General features: G+C 43.0%; 15 protein-coding genes and 2 pseudogenes. 10 read left to right on the forward strand and 7 right to left on the reverse strand.

What is annotated here, in order from left to right; genetic code table 11:
• The first annotated feature begins 1047 nt into the window (after positions 1-1047).
• Positions 1048-2286: a site-specific integrase gene (locus ACMVP2_RS15850; protein WP_339790175.1), complete on the forward strand. Its 1239-nt coding sequence runs from the start codon at positions 1048-1050 to the stop codon at positions 2284-2286.
• Positions 2287-2477: 191 nt separating this feature from the next.
• On the opposite strand, the gene ACMVP2_RS15855 is transcribed toward ACMVP2_RS15850, so the two are convergent.
• The 7 genes and pseudogenes from ACMVP2_RS15855 to ACMVP2_RS15885 form a co-directional block, all read right to left on the reverse strand.
• Positions 2478-2645: a transposase domain-containing protein gene (locus ACMVP2_RS15855; RefSeq protein ID WP_339815572.1), complete on the reverse strand. Its 168-nt coding sequence runs from the start codon at positions 2643-2645 to the stop codon at positions 2478-2480.
• A gap of 60 nt (positions 2646-2705) precedes the next feature.
• Positions 2706-2872 (reverse strand): annotated as a pseudogene (locus tag ACMVP2_RS15860) (IS66 family transposase); the annotation flags it as partial.
• A complete protein-coding gene (locus tag ACMVP2_RS15865) occupies positions 2806-3255 on the reverse strand; it encodes an IS66 family transposase (protein WP_339790172.1) in 450 nt (149 codons plus the stop codon). The gene ACMVP2_RS15865 and the pseudogene ACMVP2_RS15860, both read right to left, overlap by 67 nt.
• Positions 3256-3301: 46 nt before the next feature.
• Positions 3302-3658: a transposase gene (locus ACMVP2_RS15870; protein ID WP_416864239.1), complete on the reverse strand. Its 357-nt coding sequence runs from the start codon at positions 3656-3658 to the stop codon at positions 3302-3304.
• A gap of 63 nt (positions 3659-3721) precedes the next feature.
• A complete protein-coding gene (locus ACMVP2_RS15875) occupies positions 3722-3871 on the reverse strand; it encodes a hypothetical protein (RefSeq protein WP_339790166.1) in 150 nt (49 codons plus the stop codon).
• Between the two features lie 304 nt (positions 3872-4175).
• Positions 4176-4433, reverse strand: a complete 258-nt coding sequence (gene tnpB, locus ACMVP2_RS15880) for an IS66 family insertion sequence element accessory protein TnpB (protein ID WP_339790163.1) — start codon at positions 4431-4433, stop codon at positions 4176-4178.
• Positions 4434-4570: 137 nt separating this feature from the next.
• Positions 4571-4714: pseudogene (locus ACMVP2_RS15885) on the reverse strand (hypothetical protein); the annotation flags it as partial.
• Between the two features lie 522 nt (positions 4715-5236).
• On the opposite strand from ACMVP2_RS15885, the gene ACMVP2_RS15890 reads away from it, so the two are divergent.
• The 9 genes from ACMVP2_RS15890 (at position 5237) to ACMVP2_RS15930 (ending at position 13957) form a co-directional block, all read left to right on the forward strand.
• On the forward strand, positions 5237-5743 hold the full coding sequence (locus ACMVP2_RS15890; protein WP_339790161.1) for a hypothetical protein: 507 nt from the start codon (positions 5237-5239) through the stop codon (positions 5741-5743).
• A 488-nt stretch (positions 5744-6231) separates the two neighbouring features.
• Positions 6232-6747, forward strand: a complete 516-nt coding sequence (locus ACMVP2_RS15895; protein ID WP_339790158.1) for a hypothetical protein — start codon at positions 6232-6234, stop codon at positions 6745-6747.
• Positions 6748-6825: 78 nt separating this feature from the next.
• Positions 6826-7575, forward strand: a complete 750-nt coding sequence (locus ACMVP2_RS15900) for an AraC family transcriptional regulator (protein WP_339790155.1) — start codon at positions 6826-6828, stop codon at positions 7573-7575.
• 508 nt (positions 7576-8083) lie between these two features.
• Positions 8084-8662, forward strand: a complete 579-nt coding sequence (locus ACMVP2_RS15905) for a hypothetical protein (protein WP_339790152.1) — start codon at positions 8084-8086, stop codon at positions 8660-8662.
• A gap of 181 nt (positions 8663-8843) precedes the next feature.
• Positions 8844-9458, forward strand: a complete 615-nt coding sequence (locus ACMVP2_RS15910; protein WP_339790150.1) for a DUF4136 domain-containing protein — start codon at positions 8844-8846, stop codon at positions 9456-9458.
• The gene (gene glgX, locus ACMVP2_RS15915; RefSeq protein ID WP_339790147.1) at positions 9445-11541 is read left to right on the forward strand and encodes a glycogen debranching protein GlgX; all 2097 of its coding nucleotides are present in this window, start codon (positions 9445-9447) and stop codon (positions 11539-11541) included. The genes ACMVP2_RS15910 and glgX overlap by 14 nt, the downstream gene beginning before the upstream one ends.
• Before the next feature lie 245 nt (positions 11542-11786).
• Complete coding sequence (locus tag ACMVP2_RS15920; protein ID WP_339790144.1) at positions 11787-12149, forward strand: hypothetical protein; 363 nt, start codon at positions 11787-11789, stop codon at positions 12147-12149.
• A gap of 182 nt (positions 12150-12331) precedes the next feature.
• Positions 12332-12775 (forward strand): cytochrome c, encoded by a 444-nt coding sequence (locus ACMVP2_RS15925; RefSeq protein WP_339790140.1) that lies wholly within the window; start codon positions 12332-12334, stop codon positions 12773-12775.
• Positions 12776-12787: 12 nt separating this feature from the next.
• Entirely contained in the window at positions 12788-13957 is a 1170-nt protein-coding gene (locus tag ACMVP2_RS15930; RefSeq protein WP_339790137.1) for a hypothetical protein, read from the forward strand.
• Positions 13958-13959 lie beyond the last annotated feature (2 nt).

Here is a 13959-nt window from a genome sequence, read left to right on the forward strand (position 1 = left end):
ATACTGTATTCAAAATTAGACAATTCTAATACAGCGCAGGAATATTTGGTAGAAGAATACTCGGTATTCGTCGAATTTCCTTAAAAAAAAGTACATCTAATTGATTTTTGATGGCGGTAGGAGGTAAAAGGCTCTGGAGAGGCGGTTGAGGCATAGTTTTTCGTGTAAATACTACATTTTGTACTAGACAACTAACTACCGTTGGTATTGTTCAATCTCTGGGTCAACTACCATTTGTTTTTTTTATTAGAAAAGTAAGGAAAATATTACATGTGTCATTTGGTGTTATGCCGATTGTGTGCCAATGGGACTATTTCTACCTGGGATTAGCCAAGTACACCTCCATATCGCTGAGTTATTTTTGTAGGTGAATTTGACTCAGAGAAAATGCCGTGATTGGAGCGGTCATTGGCAGACTTGAGGAGATAAGGATGCTTTTGAATTATTGGAGACCATGAATGGTCTAAGCTGTTGGGAACCTTGAGGGAGGTGGCGAAAGGTTGGTAAGCCTTCACAACGTGGGGGTCTGACCTACACCTTGGAATAATTTTGGGAACTGTAGTCAGGTGCTCGGACGACCCAAAATCCCCCAATTGTTAGCACATTGATAGCGACAATAAAAAAGCACTTACGATTTTCATCTGTAAGTGCTTGATTATCAGCGGAGGGCCCACCTGGGCTTCCGCAGGTGGGCGGATAGACTTCTCGCCCAGAGTAATGTACAAAACAAGAAAAGCACCTCTCAATGAAGAAGTGCTTTCGTTTCTAAATTTAGTGGGCCCACCTGGGCTTCCGCCGGTGGGCGGATAGACTTCTCGCCCAGAGTAATGTACAAAACAAGAAAAGCACCTCTCAATGAAGAAGTGCTTTCGTTTCTAAATTTAGTGGGCCCACCTGGGCTCGAACCAGGGACCACCTGATTATGAGTCAGGTATTTTATGATTTCATCTGGATATAAATTCCTTCTAATTTCTATTAAAACCAATATTTTACTTTCTTCTTTCCAAATGAAATCATAAATTGTTGGCGAAATGTTGGCGAAAAAATATGGCAATCACATTAAGGTATAGTATTGATACACGAACCAAACTCAAGAGCGGAAAGTACCAGCTTCGACTAAGGATAATTTATAACAGGTCCGACTCCTTTATTCCCACAGGGTTTCACTTAACTAAAGAAGAGTGGGATCAAAAAAAGGAGATTGTGCGAAGCACCTCCACAACGCTGACTAACACGACAAGATTCAATAATAAGCTGGCCAAGGACAAAGCAGAGCTAATGGATAAGATTGTTGGGCTTGAGACAGCCGGAAAGCTTCACGGGCTGAGGGCTGTTGATATCAAGGAGCTTGTTTATGCAAAGCCTAGTGAGACATACACTGTTTTATCCTTTATTGACATGGAGATGCAAAGTCTGATTGAGGAGGGGAGAGTGGGAACAGCGAGAACTTTGCGAGACCTGAAGAACAAACTCATCAAATTTCACGGAAGCAAGAGTGCGTTGCATTTTGCAGACATCAACTATGCATTTTTGAGAAATCTTGAGAAGACCCACTTGGCAGCAGGTTCCAACAGGGGCTCATTGGGAGTTTACATGAGAACACTCAGAGCAATTTTCAATAAGGCGATAAAGCATGGTATTGTGAAAGAGGAACTTTATCCTTTTAAGCAATATACTATCCGGAAATCAGAGCCATTTCGCAGAGCACTCCAGGAAGAGGATTTGAAAACGATCATTGGCGCTAATCTTAAAAAAGGGAGTGCCCTTTCGAAAGCTCGGGACTTCTATTTGGCTAGTATCTATTTAAGAGGTGTGAACTGGATGGACATGGCCCTAATGAAAATTAGCGATATAGAAGGAGATTTTGAGCGCATTAATTATAAAAGGCACAAAACAGGCAAGCCATTTAGTGTTAAGGTTATTCCGCAAGTCAGGCAGATTCTTCAAAACCTGAATGGCGACCTTAATTACAAATCAAATCAGTACCTATTTCCCATCCTTAAGCCGGAGGATGAAGGCAACCGGATACCTCTAAAGATTGAGAACAGAAGAAGAAAGCTAAATAAGACCTTAAAGGAATTAGCAGGCCAACTTGAGATAAAAACTTTCACTATTTACTCCGCCCGCCATACTTGGGCAACGCTCAGCAAAAGAAAAGGCATACCTACTGCAGGTATTCAAGAAGGCCTCGGTCATGCGACAGAGCAGCAGACTCAGACCTATCTTGATTCCTTTGGTAGCGAAGTGCTAGACAGGTATAATGATATGGTTTTTGGAAATCTATAGCCACACCGCAAGAATTTGAGCTTGTTTGCATTTTTTGACTACCATCCGTTACAAAAGGCAATCGAAACCGATGCCTGTGGGTTGCTGGAGGTTGTTTGTGCGTATTTGAGGGCGGGGTTAGTAATACTAGTATCTCAGCTACCCACAGCAAATAAATTTAGTCCAACGTATCCGTCCAGTAAACCCATTAGCTATGCTGACTGGGTGGGTTTGTACATTTCCCAGATATTAGGCAGGAGCTGGTAGAGGTTCTTTTGCTTTTGCGACTGAATTCTTTCGAGCACATCGGTGAGCCATAGCAATTCGTTGATCGCATTCCTCTTGCAGGTGGTCATAAAGGAATACATGGCAGCGGTCATATCGGCAGCATCATGTGATTCAGCGAATAGATAATTCTTTCTGCCTACCGCCACTGCTCTGATGGCAATTTCCACAAGATTGTTTCAATCTCTATTTGCCCATGTTGTGCATAGGCAGATAAGCCTTTCCATCTGGACAAACTGTAGGCGATGGCTTGGCCTAACGGGCTGCTGGGCAAAATGGTTTGCTCATGCCCTTTCGTCCGCTCTTCAATTTTGTTGAGCACTGGGACAGCCTCTTGCTGCCTCCGCTCTGTGCGTTGCCCCAAGGGAGGCTTTCATCACGCATGCTCTGTTCTAGTTTATAGAGTTGGCTCATAAGCTCAGCGCATGACTGGGCGTCCCCCAACAACTTACGTCGGCCATGAGCCATGCGATACTCTAACATAACCTGAGCATGATTGCTGTACAAGCTTTCATACCCCCAAAAACCATCAGTTTGAATAACGGCTGAATATCCGGCCAGCACCACTTTGGGGCCGCTTCTGTCACGGCCTTTCTGGTAATCAAACAACACCAATTTTTCGGCAGGAGCAATATAGACCCACATGGACCCTTTGTGGATGCCGTTTTTGTCCTGCTTACCCTTGCACCTTAATAGATGCCTCATCTACCTGTAGATATTTCTGGTTGATCGCCAGTAGCTTGATTCGCTCCTAGATCGGAGCCAAATGCTTCCACCCTTTCATCATCCAGTCGGAAGCTGTAGAAGCTGGGATATTGACCCCCAGTCTGAGGTATTTGTCTATCTGGCGGTGAAGGTGTAAGCCGTATACGTATTTATCAAGGATCATCTGAGCAATAACCCGGTCTGAAGAGATGCCTTTCTCAACCACCCGGTCTGGAATCTGGCCTAATGCAATGCCTTGGCCGTTTGGACTGGCATATTTAGGGCGTACATAACGCTTTACATAAAACTCTGCAGGGACAAGGTCAAGCACCTCGGGGACCTCTTCACCTATTTTAACACAGCCACTTACAACTTCTGATGGCTCAATGACGATGGTTTCCATACGCAGGTTTTCAGGCAATGGCATACGGCCTGTTCCCTTGGCTCGCTTCTTTGGGGCTTTCTTTTAAGCAACAACTACTGCCTGTCCGGAATGCCCCTCTTGTTGCTCCTGTGTGGTGCCCAGGTCAAAGAGGTTCATTTGAGAAAGGTCAGCATCCTGCACTGGAAGCTTTTCGCTCTTCTTGCCAAAAAGGTATCGGGGGAATTTATCCAACTCAAAACGAAGCTGGGTGATCTGCTTGTCTTTAGAAGAGACAATTTGGAGGTGTTCTTCCTCTTTTTTTGGAGATGATCAACAGCGATTCTTCGTAGAGTTTTTTGTAGTCTCCGACCGGGCCTGTCGCTGTGTTTTCCATGCATCTAAAACGGCATTTCAGCTATTTATAGGCACTTTTTAATACTAAAACTTAGTCTGTTTTTACGCTGTTTTTAAGGCGCTGTAACGCTTGCGTAGGCGCACTGTTTTCAGCGTTACCCCCTCCATGAGCAGGGTCAGCTAATGGCTTGTAATGGCTGGCTTATCGCCCGTCGGCCACCGCAGCGGCAGACCGTTCAAAAGTGCCCCGCTCCAGTCTTTTGATGTAAAGAGCAAATCCGTCCCTGTCCCATTGTAGCCAACGAACTTGATTACCACGCTTGCCCAGAAAACAAAAACATCTCAGCGAATCACGGCCTAGCTCACTGCCAACCAGGCCAGCACGAGAGTAGATCCCGAAGCGCATGTCACTGGGGGATCGGTACAAAAAGTAACAACAGCTATGGGATATAGCCAGCATACTACCTGCCTGTCAGTCTGGTAGACTCTGTCAGGCTTTTTAGTAGCCCGATATAGGAACTGCCCAGATTCTGAAAAGAACTGTATAATTCCAGACGAACTCCGGAAGGATACTGAATGGCGGCCATTAACTCCCCCTTATTGTTGTAAGATGGTGGAGGCAGGGGATGAAAACCTGAAGCTGAGCCTGTCTGCAAGGTGAGCCTTTTCAAACTTCCTGATCCAGTAATAAAAAGTTGCCAGAGGGATACCCGGAATTGCTGCGAACTCTGCCTTGCTTTTTCCAGACTCCTGCTACTGATCATAGAGGCCAAGCATCTGCTCGTCGTCATGCCTTTTCATGGCACAAGATTAGCCAGACTAGCCTAATTTTGAAATATGCGATTCATCGGACGGATACCTTGAGGCTCGATTGTTAATGTCAGAAAAATGGATAAGGTCAGGAAATGATCGATACAGGTAATCGAAACAAACTAGCTAACGCATATATCAAGATATGTGCTTCAACTTTGGTTGATGTTTATTGCCCAACAAAACGCCAAAACTGCTTTTAAAAATGATCAAGATCATGCCCGGCATTTGACCCTCGTCACAAACGAGGGCTTACATTCTTAGTAATTTTGAGCTTAGTAGATGGCGATGACATGTTATTTTCATGCAAGGAGTAGAAAACAACCGGACGAGTGAAAGAGCAAACGAAATGAATTCATGAAAGTATGCTCCAATGTGTAAACATAAGCATCCATGGCCTATTTGTTATCAATAATGCTAGTGATTTTAAATGTAATATCAAATACAAAGCACATGAAAGCCTTAAAAATTGCTTTAGCTATTGTGGCGGCATCAACTATCGTTTCCTGCCATATGAACAATGAACTAGACCACCCTGTTCTATCGGGCCAAGTGGCAGGTACCTACAATGGGACGCTGAGATCAAGCTTGTTACAGACCGAAATGTCGGCAACGACTGAAATTACTTCAATTAATGATTATACGATTGAGGTTCACTGTTACAGTGCTGATGTTGATACCACATTTTCCCTTGAACTATACCCCGACGGAGATATTATGAGATCATGCTTCACGGACAGCGATTTCCGCAATCGGTATGGTCACAACATATCGGCCAATCATCACATGATGGGAAGACTGGGCAACTGGACCTCCTGGCAACAGCATATGACAGCAGAGCATGACGTCGGCGATGAGCACTTCGGCAATTTCGATATAAAATCCAGGACATTCAACTACACGTTTGATTTTCTGAGTGCTGATGGGGGCTACTCGCAGTATTTCACTGGCCAAAGATAACCGGGAGCCGTTCACGGCAAACGTTTAAACGGTAAGCAGAGCTTGTAATTTTAGACTGCTCCTTGAAGGGACGAAAATCAACTCAAAGCAATTGCTTTGTGATGCACATTTCTATCAGTCACTGTAACAATCAATGCGCTGCTTACCTTCAAATACTTATTTTTGCTCTCTATCATCCTACATTTTGGTGGAATGGGTCAGGGTAGGCAGCAACAGATTGCAACAACCCCTGCAAGCAACTGAGGTAATAATACCCCGACAACGATCGTAATCTCTGACCTGCCTAGATATGATATAAATCATTTTCTCAGCCAAAACACGTCATACTATGCCGCAAAATGACTCGCTACATTTGAAATGCAATGGGTTGGAGGAAATCGCAGCAAGTCATTCATACTAAAGGCAGCCTAATTAGCAACGAACCCCTCTCATTACAATCAATTTGGATTTTACCGATCTGATAAATTCTTTAAATTTTTGCATTATCCATGATCATTAGAAAATTACGTAAAGCACAAATGCAACTGGCTCTTAGCCTGGTTGTCGCTCTTTCGGGAGTATTTGTCTGCAATTCTCTCTGTGATCTCGGCATTCTGGATATAAGAATGCACTCAGGCAAATCCACCGATGTAGCCCATAACCATGAAGGAACAGGTGGTCATGGTCATACGGATATTAATAGTAATCACCATGCCGATCACAGCTCAGATGACGCAAATCATAACGATAAACACGCCTATCAAAGCGATCTGCAACAACAGCAGGACAAAGATGAATGCTGTGATGAGGAGACAAGCCTGCTGCTGGCCAGCCTCGTCAAATATGACGTACAGAAATTTGAAACCGAGAAAGTCCCCGTATTACTTTATGTGGCCGTCTGCGACGTCAGGTTTACAATTTTTTCTGTCAATAAGAACATAAGTCTTTTTCAACTAAACAGTTCGCTTTCCCCGCCCATAAGAGGGGCTTTTAGGCGCATTCTGTATCAGTCCTTCCTCTGCTAGATAAGCAATATTGATTATTCGGAATTCCTCCGGAGTAGGAGATTCTATGTCTCATTTTTTAGTTAAATCAATATTGTCATGCAAACTATCACAATACAAATAAAAAACATGGTGTGCCCCAGGTGCATCCATGCGGTTAAGCAGATCCTTCTTGAGATGGGCATACCATTCACTGAAGTGAATCTAGGTTATGCGACCCTCAAAACTAATGAGCTCCCTGACCTTGACCGGATCAATGAAAAGCTGGAGAAGCTTGAGCTGGGCTTGATCAGGAACCAGAATGCACTCACCGTCAAAGGGATCACTGAGGCTGCCCGTAGCTATATGGAGAATATCAACTTGCTGGGCCGAAAAGAAAAGCTCTCCGACTACATTTCAAAAGAACTCGGAAAGAATTATCACCAGCTTAGCAAGCTATACAGCCAATATTGCGGCATCACCATTGAGCAGTACTTTATTGATCTGCGAACCAATAAAGTTAAGGAACTTATCAAGCAGGGTGAGCTCAACTTTAGTCAGATCGCCATCACCGTGGGGTGCAGCAGTATCTACTACCTGTCCGGGCAATTCAAAAAATGCACCGGTTTGTCCCTTACGGAGTACAGAACGAAATGGGAAGAAGAGGTCAGAAAATCCTTTACTAAGGCAATATCTGAAAAACCAGTGCCCGATGAATGCGGATGCAGGGAATGCCATTGTGGTGAGGCTCAAGCTGAACTCCCAAAGGAAATAGGTTTGGCACCACTTGACTTGCGTACCAAGGGGAGCTATGGATTGGGGAGGATGCATGAAGGCCATCGGGAGTATAATGCTTTTGTAAACCTATAGCTAAAATGAAGACTTTAAATGCAGGATTGAAGACATTTCAATCCATACAGGGCTATTTTATAGCTGATCGCAGGACGCTCCACTTTATCCAATTAAATCGATGTTTGTGGGACCGAGCAAGTGTCATCTCAAAAATTGGTACACTTCATTTAACCAACCATATTCCTGACACCAGATTGAATGAGGTCCAGGAGAGGTTTCTTAGAGATGATGTACGGACCGGGATTGAGAAACAAACAATTGAGCTATTTGACATTTTGTGTGAGGACTTGTCATTCATTCGTGAAATAAAGTACGTCGTCTCGTATCTCCTATGTGCTCACGATCCCTTGATCTTCCCAATTTGGGATTCCAGAAGAAACCAGATTTTTCAATGGGAGGCACGACGAGAAGTCACCTCTTACAATGAATTGAAGGAAAAAATTGATCAATGCAGATCAACAAATGGGTGTGAAGCACTAGACTACTTCGAGTTCAACAAACTATTGTGGCTATGTGAATGATGACTATGAAACTGTATCATAAAAATCATCAAATAATGCTCACTAGATGTTTAGCTACGGGTCTGTTTGCCCTGGTTTTATCGGGTTGTTTTGCTCAGAAATATTATACAACCGAAAAGGGAAACGTCCATGCATATTTTAAATATCATGACACATTCGAAGGGGCGGCTAGCAATGAAGCAGAGGTTATTTTCAATCGAGATTCTAAAACGATTTGGGTGACTATCCGTTGTTCAGCCCTCAGTACTGGAAACAGGAGAATAGATCGGCATCTTTTTAGGAAAAACGGGCATGAGTTTGTCGTAAAAACTGTGATCCCACTTACAGGAATTCTTTACGATAAGGAAGAGGTATTACAGCTTTCGTTGAACGGACGGATATTCAATAAGGTGAAAGGAGAATCACTGAGCCTCTCTGGAAAGTTTGACTTCAGCCAAGCCGAGTCCAGTGAGACATTCGATTTTCACCTGTATTTCGGCATCGATAGCAAATGGATGGGAGATCGGTTTTTGCAGCATTCCGATTATCCCGTGATCAATATTCAAGTGGCAGCAAAATTGGCACCGGTCACTGAAATGAAGTAATTGAGCTTGCTGAAGATAAGCTTTTGTAGGGTTGAAATTCGTTAAACTTTAGTCAAAACTTCATGAGACATGGGCAGCTTCTGCCCGTTAATCAAGCAAAGGAAATACATTATACTGAGGAAGAATTAGCCTGGTTTTCGCTAATTCTTCTTGAGATATGTAAAAGATAAATCAAGTAAGTATGATCTATAAAAATAGCCTCATTTTAGTTGGTATCGTTGCGGTGGTCGTTTCCTGCAATGTTTATAAAGAAGTCCAAGTCTTCCAAAATAAGGAAGTTGATTTTGGACAATATAAGTCATTCGCATGGCTACCTGAAACGGACCAACCAGGTGATACTGCGACTGCAGACGATTTTATTAGAAAAAGAACCCGAAATTATTTTCGGCACTGCATTAGCCAACGTGCTCTTAGACCCGACACAGTTAATCCCCAGCTTTTGCTGAGTATCGAATGGCTCAGTCATTCCAGAGAAATTAATTTACCTCCAATTTATGATCTGCCGGAGTTCTTCGATGTTGGATATTACTATGGTCCGGCTCCTGATTACACTGGCCGAAAGCTCACCAGTAAAGCCGGTCATTCGAATTTATATTTAAAACCCGAAAGTTTTCAATATATACATGGTGGCGTCAAATTCACGGTCATCGATAGGCAAACCAACCAGGTGATATGGGAAGGGGTTGCTCAAGGGGATTTGTACGGCGAAAAGGTAATATATGAGGATTTACATCCAGCCATTCACAAGATGATGAGGAAGTTTCCATTAGAAGTCCTGGAAAATGATAACAATTGACAAAAGGAAAAAAGACAAGGTGACCAACTACGAGGTTTCGATAGGAGATCCGAACCCATTGGGAGCGACAGTGGAAATGTCAGGTGTAAATTTTAGTATTTACTCCAAAAATGCGGTAAGGATTGATCTGTGCCTCTTTGAAAACGAGGACGATGGAGAGCCCTTTCAAACAGTCTCTCTTAAGTCCTCCGCAAATCATAGTTTCCATTTTTGGCACGTATTTATCAGCGATTTGCCTGTGGGTACTCTTTACGGTTACAAAGTTCATGGGCCTTTTGAACCCGCTAGTGGGCTCAGGTTTGACCCGTCCAAGTTGCTGCTAGATCCTTACGCCAGGGCAGTTGTTACACCAAAAACATATCGCAGATCATCATTTATTGAATTTGGGCAAATGGAACCAGGATATGGCCGGAGCATGAAATGCGTTGTAGTTGACCCGAAAGCGTTTGACTGGAATGGTGACCAACATGTGCACCACCCCTATTCACGGTCAGTTATCTATGAATTGCATGTGAGGGGATTTACTCGTAATCCAAATTCTAAAATAGAAAAGTCGAAACAAGGCACTTACACGGGCATCGTGAAAAAAATACCCTATCTGAAAAAACTGGGTATCACTACGGTTGAACTATTGCCCGTCGTCCAGTTTGATAGCCAGGATACCGTCAACGAGTCCCTCGCCAACTACTGGGGCTATTCCCCGATTGCTTTTTTCGCACCACACAATGGGTACTGCTTTTGTGACCACCCTAATGTGATAGCGGATGAATTTCGAAATATGGTAAAGGCTTTCCATAGGGCAAATATTGAAGTGATTTTGGATGTTGTATTTAATCATACCGCTGAAGGAAATGAGTTTGGACCAAAACTCTCCTTCAAAGGCCTTCAAAATGACACCTACTATATCTTAAATCGCGAATCGGGATGTTTTATGGATTTTACTGGGTGCGGCAATACCCTAAATACGAATCATTCTGTAGTGCGCCGATTGATTATGGACACTTTGAGAAGGTGGGTGGTCGAAATGCACGTCGACGGATTCCGCTTTGATCTGGCCTCGATCATGTCTCGAGACGAACATGGAAATCCAATGAAAAATCCTCCGATTCTGTGGGAAATAGAATCCGATCCTGTGCTGGCTAGCACGAAGATCATAGCTGAAGCATGGGATGCAGGAGGACTCTACCAGGTAGGATCATTCGTCGGCGACAAATGGGCCGAATGGAACGGACGATTCAGGGACGACATCAGGCGCTTTCTGAGAGGAGACAATGGAGCTGTCAGTGATTTTGCAAATCGCATCGCTGGCAGTCCTGACCTTTACAACAAACCCTTTCGGGATCCAAACCGGAGCATCAACATGGTCACGTGTCATGACGGATTTACGCTCAATGACCTGGTGAGTTATAATCATAAGCACAATGAGCCCAACGGGGAAAACAACCGGGACGGGTGTAACGAGAATTATTCCTGGAATCATGGGGTGGAGGGGCCAACTTGTGATCCTGAAATTGAAGCCTTGCGTCTGAGACAGATCAAAAACTTTATGGTGTTACTCTTGTTTTCTCAGGGCACACCCATGATCTCAATGGGAGACGAGGTAAGACGTACGCAAGGCGGAAACAATAATACCTATTGCCAGGACAATGAATTGAGTTGGTTTGACTGGAACCTGGTGGAGAAAAACAAGGATTTGCTCACTTTTGTACAGCATTTGATTCGGTTCAACCAGTCCCAAAAGATATTCAGAATGGAAAGATTCTGGGGGGAAAAGCCTGAAAGAGGGAGTGAATGCATCACCTGGCATGGCGTGAAACTCTTTGGGCCGGACTGGAGCGACCATTCCCATTCCTTAGCCTATCAACTCAAAGAAGAGTTTGGAGACTATCAATACCATTTCATGGTCAATGCCTGGCACCAACATTTGACTTTCGAATTACCCCAAACCGATCATCAGTGGTACAGGATCGTAGATACATTTCATGATGATTCATTTAGCCCGTTTGGGAGGAGCCCGGTGGTCGAAAATACCTGTAAAGTCATGCAAGGCTCATTGACCATTCTGATGTCAAAACTTTATTGAAGGGCTCCTCGAATGAATAGAAAAACACTGCATTATGTTTTAAGAATTTCTGCTTTTACCAGCCAATAAATACCTTAAATAATAGCCAAAATATGGTAAACGAAGTAATGATCCGTATTCTTAAATTTCAAAAAAAAAGAATTAACTGAGACAAAATAATGAGAGAATGTATCAATTAGAAATCTACCTTTCACGTCGGGTGGTGAGAGTCTTTACAATAAATTTTTAAACCAAATTTTACAGATATGAAAACGTTCAAACTGACAATTGCTATGCTGTTAATTAGTGCAGTCTGGTCATATGCACAAACAATTCCGATGACCATGTTCGAAAAAATTGAAAATAACCAGGTTCCTGCAGCAGTACTTAAAACATTTGAGACAGAGTTTGGCCAAGTCAAGAACGATATCCAAAAAGGGGCATGGTATGCCCACTTTGAGCATACCGTGGATAAGCCGGCCGATCAGGGGACTGCTGGAACATCACGGGCGATTCCATTACACTATAGCTATATCGGCAAAATGGATGGAAGGAAAGTTGAAATTAAATTTACACCTGAAGGAAAGCTAGCCACTACCAAAGGTTTAGAAGAGAAAACATCTAATTGATAAATTTGTTGGTCTGTTTCTTGTCGGTGCTGGAAGACAGACTTTCTGGCACTTTTTTTTTGGCAACAATGGGTTGCTATGAGACCGAAACTGAATCACACAAATTAAAAGATTGGCAATTCACTTCTTATCATGATTTCTTGAATCATAGTCAAAATAAGGTAAACTGACATGAGCTTTTTATGGATAAGTTTATCACATGGTTGATTCATAAAAAATCATTATTAAGTAGCATTTTTAAAAGGAAGGGTATGAAAGGAATATTAACAATTTTCATTGTCGGACTATTTGCATTTTTGCAAACTCCATGGAAAGCACCTGTAGAGGCAGATACACTTAAAAACCCGATGCTTGGGCAGGAAGAGGCAATAAAAGAAGGAAAGAAACTTTTTGCAACATATTGTGCCATATGTCATGGCGACAAAGGCAAAGGTGATGGAGTAGCGGGAGCAGCACTTAATCCAAAACCTACCAATTTGACAACAACGACCTTTCATGCTCAAAGTGATGGAGCTATTTTCTGGAAAATCACAGAGGGAAGAGCGCCAATGGCATCTTACAAAGCCACACTTTCTGAAGAGAAAAGGTGGCAATTGGTCAGTTACTTGCGAACACTGAAACAATAAATTTTTGGACTTATGAAATACAAATACTTATTAAGCTCCTTGTTGATCATACTGGTGTTAGTTGAATCAAACGCACAGAATCAATCTGGGATACTCGACCCCAAACCAGGCAACAGCCGATTTTTACTGCGTGGCTATTCTGATGCAACGTTTATGTCCAATGATGAAGAAACTACCTTTGGGAATGCACGGTTTGTACCCCTGTTTCTCTACAAACAATCTGACAAACTGTTCTTCGAAGGAGAATTAGAATTTGAAGTTGAGGACGGTGAGGTTAAAGTTGCTCTGGAATACGCAAATGTTAACTATAGCCTTGCTCCTAATTTAAACCTAAGAGCAGGTGAAATTCTAATTCCATTTGGAATATTTTTCGATAGACTGCATCCATCTTGGATTAATCGTTTACCTACCGTTCCACTTGGGTATGGTCATGATGGTACACTGCCCACTTCTGACTTGGGAGCAGAAATCAGAGGTGCATCATACCTTGGGGGTGTGAAGTTTAACTACTCAGTATATGTTACCAATGGTCCGAGAATTGAGGATGGGGAGGATGAAGCAGAAGAAGTAGGGATGATAGTGCACGAAGGGAATGAGGATAATAACAATAACAAGGCAATAGGAGGGCGTTTAGGAATATTCCCTCTTAGGGATCAATCACTTGAAATTGGTTTTTCTGCTCAGTCAGCTAAGCTCGGCAATCGTGGATCAGAACTGGAAGAACTAGGTGCCCTTCTCTATGCCTTTGACTGGACGTACGTTAGAAAAGTATCCTTTCTAGGTGGAGTTATCGATCTTAAAGGACAAGTCAACTTCATCAATATTGACGATCACACATACACTATTGAAGAAGGTAGCGTGATGGAGTCCTATACCTTCGAAAACAAGTCAAACTCAACCTTCTTTCAGCTTGGCTATCGTCCCACTTTTGGACCAAGCCAATTCATTAAGAATCTGGAGCTTGTTGGGCGCTATTCCACGTTAAATACGCCTGAAGAAGCACCTTGGGCGTCAGAGAATACACAATTGGCATTAGGACTAAACTATTGGATTGATTGGAGGACGGCCGTCAAGTTTGCTTACCAAATGGACAGTATGACCGGAGGACACGCTGAAGATGGTGAGGAACCTGAAGCACTGGATGTGAACACTTTTTATATTCAATGGACAATTGGCTTTTAAAC

The organism is Imperialibacter sp., assembly GCF_048007035.1.
Taxonomy (GTDB): domain Bacteria; phylum Bacteroidota; class Bacteroidia; order Cytophagales; family Cyclobacteriaceae; genus Imperialibacter.

Coding starts and splice junctions, on each gene's coding strand:
- ACMVP2_RS15850 (WP_339790175.1), top strand. CDS start 1,048: ATGGCAATCACATTAAGGTATAGTATTGATACACGAACCAAACTCAAG.
- ACMVP2_RS15855 (WP_339815572.1), bottom strand. CDS start 2,645: ATGACCGCTGCCATGTATTCCTTTATGACCACCTGCAAGAGGAATGCG.
- ACMVP2_RS15865 (WP_339790172.1), bottom strand. CDS start 3,255: ATGAGGCATCTATTAAGGTGCAAGGGTAAGCAGGACAAAAACGGCATC.
- ACMVP2_RS15870 (WP_416864239.1), bottom strand. CDS start 3,658: ATGGAAACCATCGTCATTGAGCCATCAGAAGTTGTAAGTGGCTGTGTT.
- tnpB (WP_339790163.1), bottom strand. CDS start 4,433: ATGCTGGCTATATCCCATAGCTGTTGTTACTTTTTGTACCGATCCCCC.
- ACMVP2_RS15890 (WP_339790161.1), top strand. CDS start 5,237: ATGAAAGCCTTAAAAATTGCTTTAGCTATTGTGGCGGCATCAACTATC.
- ACMVP2_RS15895 (WP_339790158.1), top strand. CDS start 6,232: ATGATCATTAGAAAATTACGTAAAGCACAAATGCAACTGGCTCTTAGC.
- ACMVP2_RS15900 (WP_339790155.1), top strand. CDS start 6,826: ATGCAAACTATCACAATACAAATAAAAAACATGGTGTGCCCCAGGTGC.
- ACMVP2_RS15905 (WP_339790152.1), top strand. CDS start 8,084: ATGAAACTGTATCATAAAAATCATCAAATAATGCTCACTAGATGTTTA.
- ACMVP2_RS15910 (WP_339790150.1), top strand. CDS start 8,844: ATGATCTATAAAAATAGCCTCATTTTAGTTGGTATCGTTGCGGTGGTC.
- glgX (WP_339790147.1), top strand. CDS start 9,445: ATGATAACAATTGACAAAAGGAAAAAAGACAAGGTGACCAACTACGAG.
- ACMVP2_RS15920 (WP_339790144.1), top strand. CDS start 11,787: ATGAAAACGTTCAAACTGACAATTGCTATGCTGTTAATTAGTGCAGTC.
- ACMVP2_RS15925 (WP_339790140.1), top strand. CDS start 12,332: ATGGATAAGTTTATCACATGGTTGATTCATAAAAAATCATTATTAAGT.
- ACMVP2_RS15930 (WP_339790137.1), top strand. CDS start 12,788: ATGAAATACAAATACTTATTAAGCTCCTTGTTGATCATACTGGTGTTA.